Here is a 21,909-nt window from a genome sequence, read left to right as displayed (position 1 = left end):
ACGTGCAGCCAGCAAAAGAAACACCCGAGCGGATTCCAGGACGGCTCCATCGGGCCCGCGTCCTCTACCGCAACGTCTCCAAGCGCAAGATGACGTGGCTGCTGCTCAAAGACACCGTGAACTCGTGCATCGAGTACCGGATCCTCGGACTCGCGGCCGAGGCGGCCTTCTTCACCCTGCTCTCGCTGCCCCCGCTCTTCCTCGGGCTGCTGGGCCTGCTGGGCTACGTGGACGGCTGGTCGGGCGGTACGACCGTCGCCAGCATCGAGGAGAACATCCTGGGGGCGGTCGGCACCGTCCTGTCCGACCGGGGCGTCAACGACATCGCCAAACCGATGCTCGACGACGTCACCAACCGGGGCCGGCCCGACCTGATCTCCCTCGGGTTCGCCTTCGCCCTCTGGTCGGGCTCGCGCGCCGTCAACGTCTTCATCGACACCATCACCGTCATGTACGGGCTCGACGGCCACCGCGGGATCGTCAAGACCCGGCTGCTCGCCTTCCTCCTCTACGTCATCGCCCTGCTCATCGGCGCCATCGTGCTGCCGCTGATGGTGGTCGGGCCGGACGCGGTCGTGCGGCTGCTGCCGTGGAGCACGGAGGTGATCGAGGTCCTGTACTGGCCCGTCGTCACCCTGCTCTCCATCGTCTTCCTGACGACGCTTTACCACGTCTCCGTCCCGGTCCGCTCGCCCTGGATCGAGGACATCCCGGGCGCGCTGGTGGCCCTCGCCATGTGGGTGGTCGGCTCTTTCCTGCTGCGGATCTACCTCACCAACACCGTCGAGGGCCCCACGATCTACGGATCCCTCGCGGCCCCCGTCGCGATCCTGCTGTGGATCGGCATCTCGGCCTTCGCCGTCCTCGTCGGCGCCGCCGTCAACGCGGCCATCGACCGCGTGTGGCCCTCGGTGGCCACGGCGGCGGCGCGCGAGCAGAACGAGCGGGTCCGCGAGGCGGAGGCGGCCCAGCTCGTCGCGCGGGCCGCCGCCTGGCGGGCGCTGGCCGAGGGGGAGTCGGAGGACGACGAGGGCGACGACATGCCCTCGGAGTTCCCCGAGCGCTGGTCGAAGTTCCTCCCCCCGGAGGACTACCACTCGCGCCTGCGCAAGCACTGACCACCCGTCGTAGCCTGAAGGGCGTGTACGAGGAACAGCCGTCCCGGACGATCGCCGGAGCCGTGCTCTGGCGATCCGCCGGGCCGGGCGGCGTGGTCCTGCCCGACGGCTGCATGGACCTGCTGTGGGTGGACGGGCGGCTCCTGGTGGCCGGACCCGACACCGCCGCGCACCCCGCCGGAGAGGTCCGGGGCTCCGGTTTCGCCGGGATCCGGCTGGCCCCCGGCGAGGCGCCCGCGCTGCTCGGCGTACCGGCCCGGGTGCTGCGCGACCGCAGGGTCGAGCTGGCCGACCTGTGGCCCGCCGCCGAGGTCCGGCGCCTCACCGGGCGGGTGGCCTCGTACGGGGACCCCCGCGCGGGCCTCGAAGAGCTGGCCGGGCTCCGCGCGGCCGCCTGCGGGCCCCCGGACCCGCTCGTCAGGGAGGTCGCGGCCCGGCTGCGCGCCGGGCAGGGCGTGGCCGCCGTCGCGCAGGCGGTCGGAATCGGAGAGCGGCAGCTGCACCGGCGCTCGCTCGACGCCTTCGGCTACGGGCCCCGGACCCTGGGGCGGATCCTGCGGCTCCAGCGGGCCCTCGCGCTGACCCGCGCCGGCCTCCCGCACGCGCAGGCGGCCCAGACGGCGGGATACGCCGACCAGGCCCACTACACCCGCGAGGCGCGCGCCCTGGCGGGGACGACCCCGGGGCGCCACGCGGCGGGGCCGGGCGCGCCCTTCGCCCGGGCGGAGCCGGTGGCTCAGGCGGAGCCGGTGGCTCAGGCGGGGTCGGCCGGGGCGAAGAGGGAGACGCCGGAGCCGTCCGGGTCGAGGACCACGGCGTAGCGCTGGCCCCAGAAGGCGTCCCAGGGCTTCAGGTGGCCCGTGGCGCCGGCGTCCGTCAGCTCCGCGTACAGGGCGTCCACCTCGGCGGGGGAGCCGCACAGGAACGCGAGGCCCACCCGGCCGTCGCTCGCGGGCCGGGTCCAGGACGGGTCGAAGGAGCGGATGACCTCCTCCGTGTCCCAGCCGATCCGCAGGCCGCCCGGCAGGGCGCCCTCCACGTGCGGCTCGGACTCGGCGCCGGCCGGGATGTCGAGGCCGAGACGGCGGTAGAAGGCGAGCGATGCGGCCATGTCGGAGACGATGATGCCGATCATGTCGAGTCGGGGAGTCATGGCGTCACCCTAGGGGCGCCCCCGCCGCCGGTCTTGAACGCATCGGACACCGGCGGCCCGCGCCGCCCCGGTGCCCGGCCGGGTCAGGCCGTGTCAGGCCGTGTCAGGCCGTGTCAGTCGGTGTCCTCCTCCGGCGGCAGGTGCCGGTAGACCGTGGCCCGCGAGACGCCGAGGGCGGCGGCGATCGCGGTCGCCCCGCTGCCCGCCGCGTGCATCCGGCGGGCCGCCTCGACCATGGCCGGGGTCATCGTGACGGGCCGCCCGCGCCGCCCGCCGGGCCCGGGCCGCCCGGTCGCGGACCCGGTCGCGGACCCGGTCGCGGACCCGGTCGCCCCATCCAGGAGTCGCCGTACGCCGTCCAGGACGGCCGCGCGCAGCTCGGGGACCGGGGCGTCGGCGAAGAGCACCACCGGGTCGGAGAGCATCGCGATGGCCTGGGCGGCCCGCACGCGCTGCTCGAACCCCGGATCCGCCCCCGCGACAAGGGAGTTCGCGCGCAGCATCGCGTCGCGCAGCCGGGCGAAGCCGGGGCCGGGCGTGGCCGGACCGGTGTCCTGGAGGTTGAGCCGGAGCAGGTGGCGGTGGTTCAGCCAGACGTCGAGGACCCCCTCGATCACGGCCCACCGCACCCGGTCGGTCCCGTCGGCCCCCGGCCCCGAGCCGCCCGGGGCCGGACCCGCCGGACCCGCCGAACCCGATGGACCCGCCGTCGTGGCGCGCGCCAGGGCGTCCGCCAGATCGCGGAGCATCGGCTCGACGAGGGCTCCGAGGATGTCGGCCTTGCCGGGGAAGTGGTACAGCACCGCCGGCTTGGAGACGCCCACCCGTTCGGCGATCTCCCGCAGGGAGGTCTCGTGGAAACCGTGGACCGCGAACAGCTCCGTGGACACCCGCAGGATCCGCTTCCGGGTGTCGGAGGCCGTCTCGATAATCGACTCATTATGCGACGCGACGGGGGCGATTCGCGTCTCGTAAATCGTCTCAGAACCTGCGGTTCTCCGGTTGTCCATGAAGAACAGCTTAGTACCTCACCTGACTTGGAGGCAGAGCTTTATGACCGGTCCTGACCAGCGGTAAGTCCATGCCGGTCAGGAGCGCGGCGCCCCGCGCGGGAGGCGGCCGCAAAAGAAGTGGCGCGCGCCCGACGGGACTTGTTACGGTGGGGACGTTCCCGCCGATCGCCGCGGGACCGTTCGGCCCGTGTGTTCGACCCGGAGGTGAGTTCATTGATGACTGTCATGGCGCAGGGCGTTGCCCGCACTCAGAAGACCATCAATGTCACTTCCGTGGTCTCCGGCTGACCTCTCACCTTCTCCGCGCCGTAGCGGCGCGCACCGCCGGGGCCACCCTGTGAAGGGTTTCCCTTGTCTTTCTCTTCTTTCCCGCAGGCCTCGCTCTCGCACGCCCTCAGCCCGTACGGCTGGGACGACGCCTGGGCGGCCGAATTCACCCCGTACACCGAAGAGGGCCTCGTGCCCGGTCGGGTGGTACGGGTCGACCGCGGCCAGTGCGACGTCATGACGGCGGACGGCATCGTCCGCGCCGACACCGCCTTCGTCACCCCGCACGACCCGCTCCGGGTCATCTGCACCGGCGACTGGGCGGTGCTGGAGGCGCACGGCCATCCGCGCTACGTCAGGACGTACCTGCCGCGCCGGACCGCCTTCGTGCGGTCCACCTCCTCCCAGCGCTCCGAGGGCCAGATCCTCGCCGCGAACGTCGACCACGCGATCATCGCGGTGTCGCTGGCCGTCGAACTGGACCTCGGCCGCATCGAGCGGTTCCTCGCACTCGCCTGGGAATCGGGGGCGCAGCCGCTCGTCGTCCTGACCAAGGCGGACCTCGTCCCGGACCCGGTCACCCTCGGACACCTCGTCGAGGACGTCGAGACGACGGCGCCCGGTGTCCAGGTCCTCACCGTGTCCTCGATGACCGGGGAGGGCACGGACGTGCTCGCCGCGGTGGTCGGGGGCGGTACGAGCGTGCTCCTGGGGATCTCCGGCGCGGGCAAGTCCACGCTGGCCAACGCGCTGCTCGGCCAGGAAGTGATGGAGGTCCAGGCGACGCGCGACATCGACGGCAAGGGCCGCCACACCACCACGACGCGCAACCTGCTGGCGCTGCCGGGAGGCGGCGTGCTGATCGACACCCCCGGGCTGCGCGGCGTCGGGCTCTACGACGCCGAGTCGGGCGTCGGGCAGGTCTTCTCGGAGATCGAGGAGTACGCCCGCGAGTGCCGCTTCCACGACTGCGCGCACGAGGCGGAGCCCGGGTGCGCGGTGACGGCGGCGGTGGCCGGCGGCGAGCTGCCCGAGCGGCGCCTGGAGAGCTACCGCAAGCTGCTGCGGGAGAACCAGCGGATCGTCGCGAAGACGGACGCGAGGCTCCGGTCGGAGATCCGGCGGGACTGGCGGATCCGCTCGGCGGAGGGCCGCGCGAACTACGCGGCCAAGCGCAACGGCCGGGCCTGACACCGGCCCCGCGCCTGACACCGGCCCGCCCCGGGCCCCGGCCGATCGGTCGGGGCCCGGGGCGGGCGGTCGGGTCGGGTCGGGGTGTCCGGACCGCCTCAGGCGGTCTGGCTCTTCTTCACCCGCAGCAGGGGCTCGCGGTCCAGGACGCCCTGCTCCCGCGAGGTGAGCTCCGGCCCCTTGAGCAACGGCTTGCGCAGGCCGCGGGCCGCGGCGATCAGCACGTCGGGGTTGCCGAGGACGGCGGCGGGCTTCTTCATCGTCATCACATCGGTGAGTGCCTTGACGATGAGGAAGTTCCCGATGGCGGTACGGCTGAGGCGGTGGACGTAGCGGGCCGCGAGCCGGTCGGCCAGGTTCGGGGCCCTGCCGACGGCGCCCGGGTAGAACCGGTCCTGGCCGACGGCGAGGAGCCAGGCGGCGGTGGCCGGACGGGAGACGGCCTTCTGGGCCTGGGCGGCGAACTTCGGCGCGCCCACCGGGGTCTTGGCGGCCGTCTCGCGCAGGGCGACGGCGCCGAGGGCCGCGGCCGACATGCCGTGGCCGTAGACCGGGTTGAGGCTGGTGGCGGCGTCCCCGATGACGACGAGGCCGGCGGGCATCTCGGCCTTCTCGAACTGGCGGCGGCGGTTGGCGGTGCGCCCGTAGACGACGACTTCGCTGACGGGTTCCGCGCGGGCCAGGAACTCGGCGGCCAGGGGGTGGCGGACCCCCCGGGCGAACTCCTCGAAGAGGGACTCGTCGGCGCTGGGCTCCCCGCCGCGGGTGCCCGAGAGGCTGATGTGCCACTGGCCGTCCTCGATGGGGATGATCGAGACGACCTGGCCGGGCCGTCCCTCCCGCGGGTCCGCCTGGATGTGGATGACGGGCCAGTCGGTCTCGGCGCCTTCCGGGGCGCGGTAGCGGCGGCTGGCGTACCGTACGCCGGCGTCCACGACCGTCTCCTCGACCGCCGGGCCGCCGATCTCCCCCAGCCACTGAAGGACCTTGGAGCCGCGGCCGGTGGCGTCGATGACGAGGTCGGCGTCGAGCACGCTCTCCTCGCCGTCCTCGTCCCGGACGCGCACGCCGCTCACCCGGGCGGCGTCGCCCACCAGCGAGGTGACGGTGACGGCGGTGCGCACGCGGACGTTCGCGATGGCCAGGACGGCGGTGCGCACGCCCCAGTCGATGAGGTCGCGGCCGGCTCCGATGAGGTAGTGGGTCTCGGTCCAGCGCCGGTACCAGCCCGCGGACGAGAAGGACACCATCCCGTTGGGGATCGGTATGCGGTGCGCGCCCGCCTTCAGCCACCGGTCGGTCGTGCCGGGAAGCAGCTCCTCGATGGCGTCGGCGCCGCCCGCCCACAGCATGTGGGCGTGGGCGGCCTGGGGAAGTCTGGGCCGGGGTGCCGCGGTTTCGGGGAGCGCTCTGTCGCGTTCGAGGATGAGCACCTCGCGGACGTGCGGGGCCAGCGCGGCGGCCGCGAGGGTACCGGCCAGGCTGCCCCCGAGGATGACGACGCGGGTGGTGCTGCTGGGCTGGGTCATCGTGTACTGCTCTCTAGGACGGCGGCTTCGCGGGTGGCTCGGACGATGGGGGACTTCGACAGGGCCTGGGACAGGAGGACGAGGCCGGCGGCGTTGACGGCGGAGGAGAGCACGGGTGCGTCGGCGGACGGCTCCTCGGGCACGGCGGCCTGTTCCTTGGTCCTCCTGGCCCATACGACGACGGCGTGGGCCAGGGCGGCGGCGTCCGCGATGACGGCCGCGTCCTCGTCGGTCCGGGCCGTCTTGCGCGCTTCGACGAGCGAGAGGGCGTGCACTTCGCGGTCCAGGTACGGGTGGACGGTGAGGATGCCGTCGTAGATGTCGGACTCCAGCTGGCACACCCGCACGTCGATCGGGGTCCGCAGACCGCGCGCCAGGTTGATGCTGTGCTGGGTGGCGACCCGCAGCTCCTTCCACGCGGGCTGCAGCTGGTAGTACCGGCGCCAGGGGCTGACCAGGTTCATGAGCCGCTGGGACAGCAGCGGGGACACGAACCCGATGCCGATGAGCAGCGCGGAAACCGCCGCGATCGGCGGGGCGATGGGCCAGCTGAGGTGGTCCAGGTCGTGGCCGCTCCAGCGGGCGCCCACCGCCGTGAACTTCAGCGCGTCGTAGACCAGGTTGAGGATGTAGCCGATGACGATCAGGACCAGACCGGCGCGCAGGGGCCCGTGGACCACCCTCGCCCAGCGGGTGCACAGGACGGTCATCATGACCGCGGCCGTGGTGTGCGCGACCAGGTACAGCACGATCATCTCGCGGATGAACGGGGTGTTCGCGTAGTAGGTGTCGAGGTCGATCAGCCGTTCCACCGGGGCCTTGCCCAGCGCGAAGAACCCGATGATCGCGGCGATGACCGCGATCGTGGCCCAGCTGCAGCGACGGGACCAGCGGGCCGCCTGCTCCGCCTCGTCGGGGCCGCTGCTCCAGCGGATGATGAGCACCAGGTTGGAGCCGGAGAAGGCGGTCAGGATCGTGTACACGACCGGCGCGGCCGCGTTCGGGATCCCGGTGATCCGGTTGATGGCCGCGATGGACGGCACCGCGGCGACGGCGAACACGCCGGCGGCGACGAAGAGCAGCACGCAGACGGACCGCAGGAGTTCGTCCTTGGGGTTGCGCCACAGCGCGGGCAGCTTGAGGCAGCCGGCCAGCAGCAGGAGCGCGCCCGGGATGTAGAACGCGACGCCGTTGGGATTGCTCACGGAGCGACCTGCTGACCGGAGCCGGCCGAAGCGGCGTTCTGGGCGGCGGACCACAGCGGGGTGCGTCGTCGGTGCGCGGGCTGTGCGGACTGCCGGGGCAGGTGGAGCCGAGGGCCATTCATAAGGGGTGTCTTTCTCACTAGGCAGCCACGGTGTCGTGGCGAAGGGCGCCGAACTGGCGGGAGATGCGTGCGATGCCCCGTGTTCCGGTGCCGAGCACGGCGCCGAGGGCGTCCGTGCCTGTCTCCTGGAGATCCCCGCCCGTTTCGGCAGCGGATCGCTTGGCCTCGATGGCGCGCGCGATCATCGTGGCCGCGGCGAGGTCCCATGCCTCGCCGGGGCTGACTCCGTCGTCGAGCGCCCGGTCGTGGCAGGCCGCCATGGTCCCGAGGTCGCAGTACGGGGCCAGTGCCAGCAGGTCGTCGTGGATCTCGGTCTCGCGGTCGAAGAGCCGCGAGGCCAGCGGGTCCCACCAGTTGGTGGTCGCCGGCAGCCCCATGAGGGTGCGGAGCCCGCGCCACAGCGGCCCCATCCACCGGTAGGTCCGCCAGGTGTCCCAGGCCGCCGCCGCCCGCCGGCCCTGAGGCAGCAGGAAGCCGGTGGTCGTCAGTACGGCGCCCAGGCCGGCCAGCGGCGGGGCGACCTCCGTGCTGAGGAAGTCCAGGTCGCCGCCCGCCCAGCGGGCGGCGACGGCAGCGGCCTTGGCCAGGCCGAAGCCGGTGCTGAAGACGAATCCGGCCACGAGCGTGAGCAGTCCGGCGCGCAGCCACCCGTCCACCACCCGCGACCACCTCCAGCACATCGTCGGGACGACCACGCCGACGACGATGTGCCAGGAGAGGTAGATGACGATCATCTCGCGGATCCAGGGCGTGGACGCGTAGTGCGTGTCCAGGTCCCGCAACCGCTCCACCGGGGCCTCGCCCAGGGCGAAGCAGCCCGTGATCAGGAGGACGACGGCGCCGCAGGCGGCGAACCACCGGCGCACCCGGCGCTGGACGTGCTCGCCGAGCCCTTCGCGCCAGTACGCGAGCAGCACGATGCAGCAGGTGTTGAAGACGCTGAGGATCGCGTAGACCAGCGGTCCCGAGACGTTCGGCACTCCCACCGCGCGGTTGACCACGGTGATCGTGGGGGGCGCGGCGAAGGCGAAGCCGGCGCTGGACATGAAGAGCAGGCCGGCGACGGACCTGACCATCGGGTCGTGCCGGCGCCGGATGAGCCCGGGCACCTTGGAGAGGAAGGCGATGCCGAGGGCGGCCGCCGGTACGTAGTAGTCCGATCCGTTCATCAGCCGTCGCCGAGTGAGGCCTGGATCCTGGCGGCCGGTCCCTCGAGGACCGGCTGCGAGGGGTCGAATTCGACCAGGTGGCGAAAGCGCCGGCCGAGCATGCGTCCGTACTGCTCGGCCTCGGCCTCGTCGCCGGCGAAGGCATGGGTGCGCGCGGCGACCAGGCGGACCGCTTCGTCGAGGTCCCCCTCGCTCAGGACGTCGTCGCCGAGCAGACGCGTGGCGACCTGCACGCCCAGCACGTGGGTGCCGCAGTGGCCGCGGACCATGTGCCAGATCTCGTGGCCCAGGATGACGAGGGCGTGGAAGGGGCTGGTGGACTTGGCGACGACGATGACGTCCTCGGTCTCGCGGTCGAGCCAGAGTCCCGAAACGGGGCCGAGGCCCTGCGGGAAGTCCCGGCGCACGACGCGGACGGGGCGTGCGGGATCGCCGCGGTACGCGGTGAGGTATCCGGCGATACGGGCGATCAGATCATCGATGTCCCTGGGCGCGGGCTCGCCGAGGCCGGCGTACAGCTCGTCGCACAGCCGACCCATCTCCGCTTCCAGTTGCTGGCCGCGCCGCCGGTTCCGCACTGTCCCCACCCTCCCGTAGTCCCCTGGTGTCCCTGTCCCCGGCGCCGCGTGCTCACGTCGGTCTCGGCTGGTCGTCCACGATGAGGTTCAGGAGGTCCTGCATCGCGGCCAGGGTCTCGGGGGCACCTCGGAACGCGATCGAGCGCAGTTGGAAGCGCTCCTTCAACTCCCGCAAGCCGGTGAGCTGCTGAGCCTGCTCGTGCGCGAGCTTCTCCTCCAGGGCGCGGTTGAGCGCCTGCGAGGGCGTCGCGGTCAGGAAGCCGCGGGGGACCTTGAAGAGGTCCTCGATCCGGGAGGCGAGTTCGAGGCTGGGCACCTTGCGGCCCTTGAGGAGCTCACCGACCCACTGGGGGGTCACGTCCGCGCCGTCGGCGATCTCGGCCTGCGTGTACGGGCCGCCGTCCGCCCGCATCCGGGTCTCGCGCAGGAACGCCAGCCGCTGGGCCACCTGCTGCTGGAAGTCCGTCTGGGGCAGGGGCCGTCGGGTCAGGCCGGCCCGCACGGCACTGACGGGCAGGCCCGTGCTCATCGACAGCGGAGCGGGATCGAGCACCGAAGCCCGGTCCAGGTCGGCTTCTTCGATCAACTTCTCCAGGAGGCCGAGGCTCTTCAGGTGGGAGTCACCCTCGTCGATCACGGATTCTCCTGGCGGGCTGGGCGTCGATGCGGCGGGCGGACGGCAGAGCCCCCACCTGCGATGCCACTACACCAGAGCGACGATCGATTCCACAACTGAAACGATCGTTGAATTTCCCCGCGGGCGCGGGGCGGTGCGCGGGACGGCGCCCAGGCCGTCCCGCACTGCCAGTTGGGCTCCACCGTCCCGCATCACCCCTGGCCGTCGAGGCCCCACGCCAGGACGCGGTCGGGGTGGATGCGGATGACCTCCGGGCTGAAGTGCGGGCCCAGGGAGTGCGGGCCGACCTCCAGGGTGGCCCGGCCGCGGACCTCCACGCCGCGGACCCGCCACGGGCGGGTGCTCACCAGGTCGTCCACGACCAGGGACAGCCGGGGGTTCCCGGACAGGTTGCGCCACTTCTTCGTCGTGCCCATCGCGAGCCCGCCCACCAGGATCGTGCCGTCGTCCTGCGGGAAGAACCCCACCGGGTTCGCCTGCGGCTGCCCGGCCGCGTCCACCGTCGCCAGCCGCCCCAGGTGCTGCGACCGCAGATATGCCAGGTCCGGCTCGCTGAAACCCTTGAAGTCAGTCATGGGGGAGACGATCCCAGCCCGCGCCACCCGCCGCATCGGGCCCCGGACCTACGCCCAACGGCCCGGCCGGACCGCCACCGGCCCGGCCATGCCGCTACGCCGCCATGCCGCTACGCCCACAGCACCGTCCCGAGCCACGTCCCGACCACCAGCAGACACGCGAACAGCTCCACCAGCACGCTCGTCCCCACCGCCCGCATCACCGCCCGGACCGACGCCCACGCCTCGTCGTGCCCGCCCAGCCGGCGCCGCTCGCAGAGGTAGATCCCGCCCACGAAGCCCGGGACCGTGCCGACCACCGGCAGCAGCACGAAGCCCAGTACCGCCCCCGCGCCCGCGCAGAGCACCATCCGGCGGGTGACGCCCACCCCGCGGAGCCTTCGCGGAGGCAGCCGCCACTTCACCGCCTGCACCACCAGCAGCAGCGCCGTCGCCCCCGCCAGCAGGCCCCACGACACCGCCGACTGCTCGTGCAGCGCCCACCACAGCAGCCCGGCCCACACCAGCAGGGTCCCCGGGGCGCCCGGGACCATGACTCCGACCAGCCCGAACAGCAGCACCATCCCCACCAGGAGGAGCTGGGGCAGCTGAGGCAGATCCATCTGCCCAGCCTGCCCGACCCGGGACTAGCGGGCCACCCAGCCCCGCTCGTACGCGTGCCAGCCCAACTGGAGCCGGGTCGTGACCCCGGACAGCTCCATCAGGCCCTTCACCCGCCGCTGCACCGTCCGCAGCCCCAGCTCCAGGTGCTTCGCCACGCTCGCGTCCGTCATCCCCGCCAACAGGAGCGAGAGGATCTCCAGGTCCGTGGTGTCCGGACCGCCGTCCCCCTCCTCCGGGGACCCCGAGGAGCCCAGCCGCAGCGGCAGCGATTCCCGCCAGACCGCCTCGAAGAGGCCCATCAGCGATTCCAGCAGCCCCGACGCGTGCACCACCAGGGCCGCCGGCTCCGCGCCGCGCGCCGTCAGCGGCACCATCGCCAGCGTCCGGTCCGCTATCACCAGCTTGGTCGGCACCTGCCCCGTCACCCGGATGTGCTCGCCGCGCGCCAGCGCCGTCGACGCCTCCCGGATGCCGCTCGGCAGGGCCAGCACCTCCCGCTCGATGACCACCCGGTAGGCGACGCCCCGCACCGAGGCGCGCTCCTCCGCCTCGTTCTCCGTCCCCGTCACCACCTGGGGCCGGCCGCTGACCAGCGCGCACACCTCCTCCGCCGCGCCCAGCTGGAGCTGGTGGAAGCGGTGGGCCACCGCGCTCGCACCCGTCACCACCTCCACCAGGTCGTGCACGGCCGGCTCGGAGGCCTCCGCCCGGTACTCCTGCGCGAGCAGCGCCGCCGCCAGCTCCGCCTGCTCCAGCTCGTGCCGCTGCTGGGTGAGCAGCGCCCCGAGCGCGACCCCGGGCGGTGCCGCCACCCACCGGCCGGGCCGCGCGGAGGACTGGGCGGCCAGCCCCTGGCGCTCCAGGTGGCGCAGGGCCCGCTCGGTCTGCGGCACCGGCAGCGTCAGCCGGTGCGCGAGGTCGGGCACCTCCGCCGCACCCAGCGCGACCAGCGCGCGGTACGCCGACTCCTGTCCCTCGTCGAGTCCTATCGCACCCAGCATCCCGTCCACCCAACTCTCTCCACACCGTTCCTGGCGGGAAGCGGCCACGGCGCAAACCCGCCGCGGACATCATCGCCGCACCCCCCGCCTCTCTGCCAAGGTGACGCCACCGCAGCACCAACATCCGCTGGCCAGAAGCCATTTACGCGGCAGTTTCGCCGTGCAATGCAGTAGTTGGCCGGAATTCACCTGGGGAGAGCGATGCGTCCGATATCGCGTACGGCACTGGGAGCGGCCATCGCGGCCGTCCTGGCCGTCACCGCCGTGGGACCCTCCACGGCACAGCCGAGCGACGGAGCGTCAGGGACGGCGAAGAGGCCCCTCACCGGCAGCGGGGCGGCCGCACAGCAGCCGACCGCGCCCGTCACCGTGACCCTGGTCACCGGTGACCGCGTCCTGGTCTCCACCGATGCGGCGGGGCGCAGCGCCGCCACCGCGATGCCGCGCACCGACGGCTCACAGCCCATCGTGCAGACCCGCCAGTCGGGCAAGGACCTCTACGTCTACCCCGAGGGCGCGGTCGCCGCGCTCGCCGCGGGCAAGGTCGACGAGGAACTCTTCAACGTCACCGGCCTGATCCGGCAGGGCTACGACGACGCGCACGCCAAGAAGCTCCCGCTCATCGCGGTCTACGACACCTCCGCGAGCCTGGCCCGCAGCGCCCCGCCCGTGCCGCGCGGCGCGGAGCGCTCGCTCGTCCTCGACTCCATCGGCGGCGTCGCGCTCGCCGCCGACAAGGAGAAGGCGGCCGACTTCTGGGCCGACGTCACGGGCGGCGGCGCGAACGCCCACGCGCGCGTCGCCGGCGCCGCCCCGCTGAAGAAGCTGTGGCTGGACGGCAAGGTCCAGGCGAACCTGGAGCGCTCCACCAAGCAGGTGAACGCCACCGCCGCCTGGGCCGCCGGCTTCGACGGCACGGGCACCAAGGTCGCCGTCCTCGACACCGGCACCGACCTGGCACACCCCGACCTCAAGGGCCGGGTCGCCGAAGCGAAGAACTTCACCGACTCCGACACCGCCGAGGACCGCCAGGGTCACGGCACCCACACCATCTCCACCGTCGGCGGCTCCGGCGCCGAGAGCGCCGGCGCGAAGAAGGGCGTCGCCCCCGGCGCCCAGCTGCTCAGCGGCAAGGTCCTCAACGACTCCGGCTACGGCCTGGACTCGTGGATCATCGCGGGCATGCAGTGGGCCGTCGACAGCAAGGCCGACGTGGTCTCCATGAGCCTCGGCGACCCCTCCCAGCTCTCCTGCGACGACCCGATGGCCGCGGCCACCGAGGCGCTCGCCAAGAGCAGCGGCACCCTCTTCGTCGTCGCCGCCGGCAACTCCGGCCCCGGCAACAACACCGTCTCCTCGCCCGGTTGCGCGCCCAGCGTGCTGACCGTCGGCGCCGTGGACCGCGACGACACGACCGCCTCCTTCTCCAGCCGCGGCCCGGCAGGCCTGCAGCACACCCTCAAGCCGGAGATCGCCGCCCCCGGCGTCGGGATCTCGGCCGCCGCCATGGGCGGCCGCGGGGTGTACGCGTACCAGTCCATGTCCGGCACCTCGATGGCCACCCCGCACGTCGCGGGCGCCGCCGCCATCGTCAAGCAGCGCCACCCCGACTGGACCCCGCAGCAGATCAAGGCCGCGCTGGTCGGCTCCGCCAACACCGCGATCCCGGGCGACGTACGGGAGACCGGCGGCGGCCGGCTCGACGTCAAGGCGGCCATCGACACCACCGTCGTCGGCGCCCCCTCGCTCCAGGGCGGCGCCTTCAACTGGCCGCAGGACCGCAGCGACCGCACCGGCGTCGAGGTCCCGTACACCAACCTGGGCACCAAGCCCGTCACACTGAGCCTCTCCGTCGAGAAGGTCACCGGCAACGACGGCTCGGCCGTCCGCGGCCAGATCGCCCGCCTCGACAAGCGCACCGTGACCGTCCCGGCCGGCGCCACCGTCAAGGTGCCGCTCGCCCTGGACCCCGCCGCGAAGCTGGAGCGCTCCCAGTACGGGGACGTCGCCGGCCGCGTCGTCGCCACGGCGAACGGAGTGCACGTCTCGACCCCCTTCTCGCTCTACGTGGAGCCCGAGACGGTCACCCTGCGCGTCAAGCTCATCGACCGCGACGGCAAGCCGGCGTCCGGACCGTCCTCCCTGGACGTGATCGGCACCGACGACGCCAGCGGTGAGCGCCGCTTCAACGAAGGCGCCGTCGACCAGGTCTACCGGGTCCGCCCGGGCGCGTACTTCCTCTCCGCCTTCGTCGGCACCCCCGACGCGGGCGAGGGCGACCGGATGATCGACTCGCTCACCTACCTGGGCCGTCCGCAGACGGAGATCAAGAAGGACACGGTGATCGTGCTGGACGCCCGCAAGGCGGCCAGGCTGAAGATCGAGACCGACCGGCCCACCGAGGCGCGCGCCACCACCCTCGCCTTCGCCCGCTCCTGGGACGAGGCCTGGCTGCACGCGGGCACCGCCATGGGCGGCCGCACCATCCGCGGCTACTACGCCTCCGTCGAGGGCAAGGCCACGGACGGCACGTACGAGTTCGGCAGCTACTGGCGGGCGGCCGCGCCGCTGCTCTCCGAGCTGAAGGCGAACGGCGGCCCCGTGCTGCACCCGCTCACCGCCTCCACCGGCAGCGACAACCTCGACGGCACCGGCAGCGCGCCGCTCGTCAACGCGGGCTCCGGCAGCGCCGAAGAGCTCGCGGCCGTCGCCGCCAAGGGCGCGATCGTCCTGGTGAAGACCGAGGACGGCGCGCTGTACGAGATCGCGGCGAACGCGAAGGCGGCCGGCGCCAAGGCCGTCCTCGCCCACCGCGAAGCCCCCGGCCGCTGGCAGGCCTTCACCGGTTACGCGGGCGGCTCCCTCCCGGTGCTGTCGGTCGAGTCGGGCGAGGGCAAGGCCCTGCTGGCCAAGCTCGCCAAGGCCCCGCAGGGCAAGGTGACGCTGAGCTGGAAGGGCAGCGCGAAGAGCCCGTACGTCTACAACCTCGCCCAGATCGAGAAGGGGCAGGTCCACGGCGACCGCACGTACCGGGTGCGCGACCGCGAGCTCGGGACCGTCGAGTCGGCCTACCAGTCGATGGGCGTCGCGGCCGACTTCGTCGACGTCACCGGGGCCTACCGGCCGCTCGGCACGGCCGTGTACTTCGGCAGCCTCGACACCGTCGCGGTGCCGGGCAAGCGCACCGAGCTCTACTCCGCCGGGGACACCGCCTGGGACCACCTGGTCTCCAGCAGCTTCCCGTGGGGCGAGTTCATGACGGACCAGCACCGCACCTACAAGGCGGGCTCCCGGCGCACCGAGAGCTGGTACGACGGGGTCATCGGCCCGGTCGCGCCGCGCGACACCGCGGGCAAGGAGCAGCTGGCCGGCGAGCGGCAGGGCAACTGGATCGGTTTCGCCTCGGCCATGTGGGGCGACACCGGGCACTACGCGCAGCAGGGCGGCTTCGGCGACCTCGGCAACGTCTCGCTCAAGCGCGACGGCGAGTCGCTGGGCGACAGCGGCTACCCGTTCGGGGCCTTCGAGGTCCCGGCCGGGGAGGCCACGTACGAACTGACCCAGTACCTGGAGAAGTTCGGCCAGCCGGCCCGCACCTGGCAGCGCTCCTCCGGGATCCAGACCACCTGGACCTTCCGCTCGAAGCTGGACGCGACGCAGTACTCGCAGGCGCTGCCGCTCCTCTTCCCGCGGATCTCCGCCCCGCTGGACGGTCTGAAGACGCTGGCCGCGGCCAACGGCCAGAAGATCACCCTCGGGGTCAGCGGACACGCGGGCTACGCGCCGGGCGCGCTCAAGTCGGCCAAGCTCTCGTACTCGTACGACGGCGAGAACTGGACCGAGGCGAAGGTCGGCGCGAGCGGCGGGCAGTGGTCCGCGACCGTGGACCACGCCGGGGCCGCGGGCCAGCAGGTCATGCTCAAGGTCGAGCTGACCGACACGAACGGCGCCACCGTCACCCAGACGGTCGCGCGGGCGTACGACATTCGCTAAGTCGTACGACGAATACGAGGGGGGTCCATCGGACGGCGGTCCGATGGGCCCCCCTTTTCGTGCGTTCGCCGTATTCCGGCAGCCCCGGAGCCCGACAATGAGGGCCATGAGTCAGCCGGGCGCGGGCGCGGACGACTGGTGGCAGAAGCTCTACTACGAGGACCCCGACGCGGGGCCGGACCCCGATCCCCGGGACACGCTGGACCACCGCTTCCGCTCGGCGGCGGTCCTGGTGGCCCCGCCGGCGGTGCCGGGGCCCCGGCGGGACCCGGAGCGGTCGGCGGAACCGGTGCCGGAGCCGGGCGCTGAGCCGGAGCCGGTGCCGGGCGTCGAGCCGGAGCCGGAGGATGCGTACACCGACTCGGTGCTGCCGCCGCCGCGGGATCCCCGGGAGGGCGGGCAGACCTGGTACGCGCTGGGCGACGTCGCCGTTCCGCCCGCGCTGCCCGACGAGGAGCCGGACGGACCCGCGGCCCGGGGCTGGGGCGTACGGGGCGAAGAGCCCGCGGCAGCCGAGACCCCGGAGCGGGGTCCGGCCGGGGCGGAGCAGGACCCCGACACCGGTCCGGGGCCCGCCGCCGCGCCCGGCTTCGCCCTCGGCTTCCACCCCGGGTCCGCGTCCGGCTGGGGCCCCGGGCCCGATTCCGCTCCCGGATCCGGTTCCGGCCACACCGACGGCCCGGGCTCCGGTGCGGGTTCCGGCCACGGCTCCGATCCCGGCTCCACTCCGAGTTCCGGCCACGGTTCCGCCCCGGGTTCCGCTCCAGGCTTCGGCCACGGCTCCGATCCCGGCTCCACTCCGAGTTCCGGCCTCGGTTCCGCTCCGGGTTCCGCTCCGGGCTTGGGCCACGGCTCCATCCCGGGCTCCGGCCACGGTTCCGCCCCGGGTTCCGCTCCGGGTTCCGGCCACGGTTCCGCCCCGGGTTCCGCTCCAGGCTTCGGCCACGGTTCCGCCCCGGGCTCGGGCCACGGCTCGGCCCTGGGCTCCGGGCACGGTTCCGCCCCGGGCTCCGGCCACGGCTCCGTTCCGGGGGCCGGTCCCGGCCACACTCTCGGCAGCGGTCTCGGAGCCTCCCCGGGGCCCGGTCCCGGATCCGGTGCGGGCTTCGGCGGCGGGGCCGACCCCGAGCCGGAGCCCGATCCCGGCCAGGGGTCCGGGGCCGGCGGCCCCCGGGACGGGTCCGGACCGCTGTCCGGGGCCGAGGCCGGACGGGGCGACGAGCCCCGGACCGGGTCCGGGTCCGCGACCGGCGGTACGGTCCCGACCGCGAGCCCCGTTCCCCCACGGCCAGTGGTCACGCACCTCGGGGACCGGCCGCCCACCTACGCCGCCGAGCCCGTCGCGCTGCCCGCCGCCGATCCGGCCGGGCTGGACGCACTGACCCCCGACACCGTCCTGGAGGGGGCCCAGTACGGCGCCTACACCCTGCGCGCCGCCTCCGTACGAGGGGACTCCGCCCGGTTCCGCGGCGAGGCCCGGCGGGACTTCCTGCTCACCGCCCGCTTCGGCGGCGGCCCCGACGCCCTGGTCCTCGTCGTGCTCGCCGGCGGGGACCGCTCCGCGCCCGGGGCCGCCGACGCCTCCGCCGAGCTGTGCCGGTCCGTCGCACGCGCCGTCGGGCGGAGCCAGGAGCGGCTGGCCGACGACATCCGCACCGGCCGCCGCGAGGCCCTGCGCTCAGGGCTCCAGCGGCTCACCGACCGCGGCTACGGCCGGCTGCGCGCCCGCGCCGCCGAGCTGGGGCTCGAGGAGGACGGCTACACGGCCGGGCTGCGCGCCCTGCTGCTCCCGGTCGATCCGGAGTGCCGGACCCGGGTCTGCTTCGGCGCCGGCTCCGGCGGGCTGTTCCGGCTGCGCGCGCGGGAGTGGCAGGACCTGGAGGACTCCGCGCCCGCGGAGGCCGGGTTCCGCTTCCGCGCCTCCGTGGCCCGGCCCGGAGACACCCTGCTCATGTGCTCCGGGGGCTTCGCGGACCCGATGCGGGAGGAGGAGCCGCTGCCGGCGGAGCTCGCCGGCCGCTGGTCGGACACCACCGCGCCGGGCCTCGCGGCCTTCCTCGCGGACACCCAGCTCCGCCTCAAGGGATACGCCGACGACCGGACGGCCGCCGCGGTCTGGGAGGCGTAACCCCGCGGTTCGTGCGTGGATGGAAGGCGCACGCGGCAGAGCCGAACGGGAAAGGGCGCCCCCTCCATGGCCAAGCAGAACGTGGCGGATCAGTTCGTCGACATCCTCGTACGCGCGGGCGTGCGGCGGATGTACGGAGTCGTCGGCGACAGCCTCAACCCCGTCGTGGACGCGATCCGCCGAACGGGCGGCATCGAGTGGATCCAGGTCCGCCACGAGGAGACCGCCGCCTTCGCGGCCGGCGCCGAGGCCCAGATCACCGGCGGCCTCGCCGCCTGCGCGGGCTCCTGCGGCCCCGGCAACCTCCACCTCATCAACGGCCTCTACGACGCCCACCGCTCGATGGCCCCGGTCCTCGCCCTGGCCTCGCACATCCCCTCCAGCGAGATCGGCCTCGGCTACTTCCAGGAGACCCACCCCGACCGGCTGTTCACCGAATGCAGCCACTACAGCGAGCTGATCTCCAACCCGCGGCAGATGCCGCGGGTGCTGCAGAGCGCCGTCCAGCACGCCATCGGCCGCGGCGGGGTCAGCGTGGTGTCCCTGCCCGGGGACATCGCCTCGCTGCCCGCGCCCGAGAAGACCGTGGAGCACGCGCTCGTGACCGCGCGCCCGACCGTGCGGCCCGGTGACGGGGAGATCGAGAAGCTGGTCCGGCTGATCGACGAGGCCGACAAGGTCACACTGTTCTGCGGGAGCGGCACCGCCGGGGCGCACGCCGAGGTGATGGAGTTCGCGGGCCGGGTCAAGGCCCCCGTCGGGCACGCCCTGCGCGGCAAGGAATGGATCCAGTACGACAATCCGTACGACGTCGGCATGAGCGGGCTGCTCGGCTACGGCGCGGCCTACGAGGCCACCCACGAGTGCGACCTGCTGATCCTGCTCGGCACGGACTTCCCGTACAACGCCTTCCTCCCCGACGACGTGAAGATCGTGCAGGTGGACATCCGCCCCGAGCACCTCGGGCGGCGTTCGAAGCTGGACCTCGCGGTCTGGGGCGACGTACGGGAGACCCTGCGCGCGCTGAACACCCGGGTGAAGGCCAAGACGGACCGCCGGTTCCTGGACCGGATGCTGAAGAAGCACACGGACGCGCTGGAGGGGGTGGTGAAGGCGTACACGCGCAAGGTGGAGAAGCACACGCCCATCCATCCCGAGTACGTGGCCGCCGTGCTCGACGAACTGGCCGACGAGGACGCCGTCTTCACCGTCGACACGGGCATGTGCAACGTGTGGGCGGCGCGCTATCTTTCCCCGAACGGCAAGCGGCGCATCATCGGCTCCTTCAGCCACGGCTCCATGGCCAACGCCCTCCCGCAGGCCATCGGGGCACAGTTCACCGATCGCGGTCGTCAAGTGGTGTCGATGTCGGGCGACGGCGGTTTCTCCATGCTGATGGGAGATTTCCTCACCCTGGTGCAGTACGACCTCCCCGTCAAAGTGGTCCTCTTCAACAACTCATCCCTCGGAATGGTCGAGTTGGAGATGCTGGTTTCCGGCCTGCCTTCGTACGGAACGACGAACAAGAACCCCGACTTCGCGGCGATCGCCCGCGCGGCGGGCGCGTTCGGGGTCCGGGTGGAGAAGCCCAAGCAGCTCACAGCCGCTTTGAAGGACGCCTTCACACACAAGGGGCCCGCCCTGGTGGACGTGGTGACCGACCCCAACGCCCTGTCGATTCCACCGAGGATCAGCACCGAAATGGTGACCGGATTCGCACTGTCCGCCAGCAAGATCGTGCTCGACGGAGGGGTCGGCCGGATGATCCAGATGGCGCGATCCAACCTGCGCAACGTGCCGCGCCCGTGAGCCCGGATGCGTGCGGATTCCCCCGGGGGGCATGCATCCCGTAGGCCTGTTCGACAGGCGGGCCGTTTCGGCCGAGGGCATTCGGGAGGTACATCGCCGTGCGGGTGGGGGCGAAGAGCGGAAAACTGTGGAGGAGAGGGCGGCCGGTACCGCGTGAACCGTCCGTCGAGGACGGGGGAACCGCGGGCGCGCTGGGGATCACCCGGAGCGTGCGGCGGGCCGATCTCAAGGCGGTGGGCGAAGTCCGCTGGGCATTAAGGGAGTTGATGCGGCACCGGTGCAGGGCGGAAGCGGCCGACGTGGCCGAGCTGCTGATCACCGAGCTCGTCACCAACGCCCTCGTCCATACCGATCAGGGCGCCGAGATCTCCGCGACGATCGCGAAGGACCGCCTGCGGGTGGAGGTCCGGGACTACGCGGCCCGCCGGCCCCGGCCGCACGTACCGTCCGCCGACGACGGTACGCACGGCAGGGGGCTGGCGCTGGTCCAGGCGCTCGCCGATGCCTGGGGCGTGGACGCGCTGGCACGGGGCGGCGGCAAGGTGGTGTGGTTCGAGCTGGACGGGGCGAGCGACGCGGGACCCGTCTGACGACAGGTCAGACGGGCCCCGCACCGGAACTCCGGCCAGTCGGACTCCGGCCGCGGCCAGACCCCGGTCAGCCGAACTGCTGTTCCAGATCCTTCAGCTTGCGCTCGAGCGAGTCGAGCCGGGGAAGGGTCTGGGTGTCGTCCTCGGCGGTGAGGTCCACCGTCCGGGGGCCGCCGGCCGTGTCAGCGGGTTCGGTCCCGCCCACGGCCTGCAGGGAGGGCCTGCGGCGCAGGGGCAGCTGTCCCGTTTCCGCTATGGCCGGCTCCGCGCCGACCGGCGCGGAGCCCGCTCCGGGGGCGAGCCCCGGTACGTCGACCTGGCGGGCGCGGGCCATGCGCCCGAACGCCCGGTTCTGCCGGCCGAGCGCCTTGATGTGCGCGCGGTCCAGGCGGTGTTGCTCCCGCCTGCGGTGCCGGTCCTGCTCCTTCTCCTTCTTGTCCTCGCGCACCTCGTCCACGGCCTCGTCGAGCGTGCGCACCCCTTCGAGCAGCATCAGCGACCAGGCGCCGAAGGTCTCGCGGGGGGCCCGCAGCCAGCGCACCATCCGGATCTGCGGCAACGGCCTCGGGATCAGGCCCTGTTCGCGCAGTGCGGCCCGGCGGGTCTGCTTCAGGGCCCGGTCGAAGAGCACGGCCGCCGAGAGCGACATGCCCGAGAAGAACTGCGGAGCTCCGTCGTGGCCGATGCCGCGCGGGGCGTGCACCCAGTTGAACCAGGCGGCCGCGCCCGCGAACAGCCAGACCAGCATGCGCGATCCGAGGGCCGCGTCGCCGTGGCTGGCCTCGCGGACGGCGAGCACCGAGCAGAACATGGCGGCGCCGTCGAGGCCGAAGGGGACCAGGTACTCCCAGCCCCCGGAGAGGTTGAGGTTCTGCCGGCCGAAGCCGACCAGTCCGTGGAAGGAGAGTGCGGCGGCGACCGCCGCGCAGCAGAACAGCAGGACGTAGGAGGCGGTCCCGTAGACGGCTTCCTTGCGCCGCCGCCGCTCCTCGCTGCGCTCCCAGCTGTCCTCGGCCACCGCGGCCTTCTCGCCTTCGCGCTTGCCCCGGGCCAGTACCGCCACTGCCGCAAGTACGCCCAGGATCAGCAGGCTGCCGGGCAGCAGCCAGTCCAGCGATATGTCGGTCAGTCTCATCGGTTTCTTCTTTCGTGGATACTCCCTGCTTTAGCTGGGAGAGGAAACGAATCCTTGGCTCGGGGGTGCGGAGCGCCGGAGGTCTCTTCGGTT

At 73.0% G+C, this 21,909-nt stretch carries 18 protein-coding genes; 7 read left to right on the top strand and 11 right to left on the bottom strand.

Annotated features, from left to right (window positions below):
* Positions 1–2: 2 nt before the first annotated feature.
* Positions 3–1,118 carry a YihY/virulence factor BrkB family protein gene (locus DRB96_RS11610; protein ID WP_112448382.1) on the top strand — a complete coding sequence of 372 codons (1,116 nt, stop codon included), beginning with the start codon at positions 3–5 and terminating at the stop codon, positions 1,116–1,118.
* A 23-nt stretch (positions 1,119–1,141) separates the two neighbouring features.
* Positions 1,142–1,939, top strand: coding sequence for a helix-turn-helix domain-containing protein (locus DRB96_RS11605; RefSeq protein ID WP_239516053.1), 798 nt, complete (start codon positions 1,142–1,144; stop codon positions 1,937–1,939).
* Here the strand turns inward: DRB96_RS11605 and DRB96_RS11600 are convergent.
* Both DRB96_RS11600 and DRB96_RS11595 read right to left on the bottom strand, forming a co-directional pair.
* A complete protein-coding gene (locus DRB96_RS11600; RefSeq protein WP_112448381.1) occupies positions 1,873–2,271 on the bottom strand; it encodes a VOC family protein in 399 nt (132 codons plus the stop codon). The genes DRB96_RS11605 and DRB96_RS11600 overlap by 67 nt on opposite strands.
* 113 nt (positions 2,272–2,384) lie before the next feature.
* Entirely contained in the window at positions 2,385–3,161 is a 777-nt protein-coding gene (locus DRB96_RS11595) for a TetR family transcriptional regulator (protein WP_204357695.1), read from the bottom strand.
* Between the two features lie 474 nt (positions 3,162–3,635).
* Between DRB96_RS11595 and rsgA the strand changes: the two genes are divergently transcribed.
* The gene (gene rsgA / locus DRB96_RS11590) at positions 3,636–4,742 is read left to right on the top strand and encodes a ribosome small subunit-dependent GTPase A (protein ID WP_112448378.1); all 1,107 of its coding nucleotides are present in this window, start codon (positions 3,636–3,638) and stop codon (positions 4,740–4,742) included.
* Positions 4,743–4,840: 98 nt separating this feature from the next.
* On the opposite strand, the gene DRB96_RS11585 is transcribed toward rsgA, so the two are convergent.
* From DRB96_RS11585 to DRB96_RS11550, 8 genes are all read right to left on the bottom strand, one after another.
* Positions 4,841–6,271 (bottom strand): FAD-dependent monooxygenase, encoded by a 1,431-nt coding sequence (locus tag DRB96_RS11585; RefSeq protein ID WP_112448376.1) that lies wholly within the window; start codon positions 6,269–6,271, stop codon positions 4,841–4,843.
* Positions 6,268–7,476: a DUF6545 domain-containing protein gene (locus DRB96_RS11580; RefSeq protein WP_112448375.1), complete on the bottom strand. Its 1,209-nt coding sequence runs from the start codon at positions 7,474–7,476 to the stop codon at positions 6,268–6,270. The genes DRB96_RS11585 and DRB96_RS11580 overlap by 4 nt, the downstream gene beginning before the upstream one ends.
* A gap of 139 nt (positions 7,477–7,615) precedes the next feature.
* Positions 7,616–8,767: an MAB_1171c family putative transporter gene (locus DRB96_RS11575; protein WP_112448373.1), complete on the bottom strand. Its 1,152-nt coding sequence runs from the start codon at positions 8,765–8,767 to the stop codon at positions 7,616–7,618.
* On the bottom strand, positions 8,767–9,345 hold the full coding sequence (locus tag DRB96_RS11570; protein ID WP_204357694.1) for a toxin-antitoxin system, toxin component: 579 nt from the start codon (positions 9,343–9,345) through the stop codon (positions 8,767–8,769). Before DRB96_RS11570 ends, DRB96_RS11575 begins: the two co-directional genes overlap by 1 nt.
* 52 nt (positions 9,346–9,397) lie before the next feature.
* Entirely contained in the window at positions 9,398–9,982 is a 585-nt protein-coding gene (locus DRB96_RS11565; RefSeq protein ID WP_112448370.1) for a helix-turn-helix transcriptional regulator, read from the bottom strand.
* Between the two features lie 191 nt (positions 9,983–10,173).
* On the bottom strand, positions 10,174–10,557 hold the full coding sequence (locus DRB96_RS11560; RefSeq protein WP_112448368.1) for a PPOX class F420-dependent oxidoreductase: 384 nt from the start codon (positions 10,555–10,557) through the stop codon (positions 10,174–10,176).
* Positions 10,558–10,667: 110 nt separating this feature from the next.
* Complete coding sequence (locus DRB96_RS11555) at positions 10,668–11,159, bottom strand: DUF456 domain-containing protein (RefSeq protein WP_112448367.1); 492 nt, start codon at positions 11,157–11,159, stop codon at positions 10,668–10,670.
* A gap of 24 nt (positions 11,160–11,183) precedes the next feature.
* The gene (locus tag DRB96_RS11550; protein WP_112448366.1) at positions 11,184–12,161 is read right to left on the bottom strand and encodes a helix-turn-helix domain-containing protein; all 978 of its coding nucleotides are present in this window, start codon (positions 12,159–12,161) and stop codon (positions 11,184–11,186) included.
* Between the two features lie 201 nt (positions 12,162–12,362).
* Between DRB96_RS11550 and DRB96_RS11545 the strand changes: the two genes are divergently transcribed.
* The 4 genes from DRB96_RS11545 to DRB96_RS11530 all read left to right on the top strand — a co-directional run bounded on the left by DRB96_RS11545 (position 12,363) and on the right by DRB96_RS11530 (position 20,681).
* Positions 12,363–16,154, top strand: a complete 3,792-nt coding sequence (locus DRB96_RS11545) for a S8 family serine peptidase (RefSeq protein ID WP_112448365.1) — start codon at positions 12,363–12,365, stop codon at positions 16,152–16,154.
* A gap of 106 nt (positions 16,155–16,260) precedes the next feature.
* Positions 16,261–18,282 (top strand): protein phosphatase 2C domain-containing protein, encoded by a 2,022-nt coding sequence (locus DRB96_RS11540; protein WP_112448364.1) that lies wholly within the window; start codon positions 16,261–16,263, stop codon positions 18,280–18,282.
* A 66-nt stretch (positions 18,283–18,348) separates the two neighbouring features.
* The gene (locus DRB96_RS11535; RefSeq protein ID WP_112448363.1) at positions 18,349–20,091 is read left to right on the top strand and encodes a pyruvate dehydrogenase; all 1,743 of its coding nucleotides are present in this window, start codon (positions 18,349–18,351) and stop codon (positions 20,089–20,091) included.
* 209 nt (positions 20,092–20,300) lie between these two features.
* Complete coding sequence (locus DRB96_RS11530) at positions 20,301–20,681, top strand: ATP-binding protein (RefSeq protein WP_112448362.1); 381 nt, start codon at positions 20,301–20,303, stop codon at positions 20,679–20,681.
* 67 nt (positions 20,682–20,748) lie between these two features.
* Here the strand turns inward: DRB96_RS11530 and DRB96_RS11525 are convergent, their stop codons facing one another.
* The gene (locus DRB96_RS11525; RefSeq protein ID WP_112448360.1) at positions 20,749–21,816 is read right to left on the bottom strand and encodes a DUF2637 domain-containing protein; all 1,068 of its coding nucleotides are present in this window, start codon (positions 21,814–21,816) and stop codon (positions 20,749–20,751) included.
* Positions 21,817–21,909 lie beyond the last annotated feature (93 nt).

Origin of the sequence: Streptomyces sp. ICC1 (assembly GCF_003287935.1) — a bacterium.
Taxonomy (GTDB): Bacteria; Actinomycetota; Actinomycetes; order Streptomycetales; family Streptomycetaceae; genus Streptomyces; species Streptomyces tritrimontium.
The sequence above is the reverse complement of the archived record's forward strand: the minus strand, read 5'-3'. Positions and strand labels throughout refer to the sequence as shown.

Bases quoted from the DNA above. Each gene is read 5' to 3' on its own strand.
- DRB96_RS11555 (WP_112448367.1), bottom strand. From the start codon at position 11,159: ATGGATCTGCCTCAGCTGCCCCAGCTCCTCCTGGTGGGGATGGTGCTG.
- DRB96_RS11560 (WP_112448368.1), bottom strand. From the start codon at position 10,557: ATGACTGACTTCAAGGGTTTCAGCGAGCCGGACCTGGCATATCTGCGG.
- DRB96_RS11540 (WP_112448364.1), top strand. From the start codon at position 16,261: ATGAGTCAGCCGGGCGCGGGCGCGGACGACTGGTGGCAGAAGCTCTAC.
- DRB96_RS11545 (WP_112448365.1), top strand. From the start codon at position 12,363: ATGCGTCCGATATCGCGTACGGCACTGGGAGCGGCCATCGCGGCCGTC.
- DRB96_RS11525 (WP_112448360.1), bottom strand. From the start codon at position 21,816: ATGAGACTGACCGACATATCGCTGGACTGGCTGCTGCCCGGCAGCCTG.
- DRB96_RS11600 (WP_112448381.1), bottom strand. From the start codon at position 2,271: ATGACTCCCCGACTCGACATGATCGGCATCATCGTCTCCGACATGGCC.
- DRB96_RS11535 (WP_112448363.1), top strand. From the start codon at position 18,349: ATGGCCAAGCAGAACGTGGCGGATCAGTTCGTCGACATCCTCGTACGC.
- DRB96_RS11585 (WP_112448376.1), bottom strand. From the start codon at position 6,271: ATGACCCAGCCCAGCAGCACCACCCGCGTCGTCATCCTCGGGGGCAGC.
- DRB96_RS11550 (WP_112448366.1), bottom strand. From the start codon at position 12,161: ATGCTGGGTGCGATAGGACTCGACGAGGGACAGGAGTCGGCGTACCGC.
- DRB96_RS11575 (WP_112448373.1), bottom strand. From the start codon at position 8,767: ATGAACGGATCGGACTACTACGTACCGGCGGCCGCCCTCGGCATCGCC.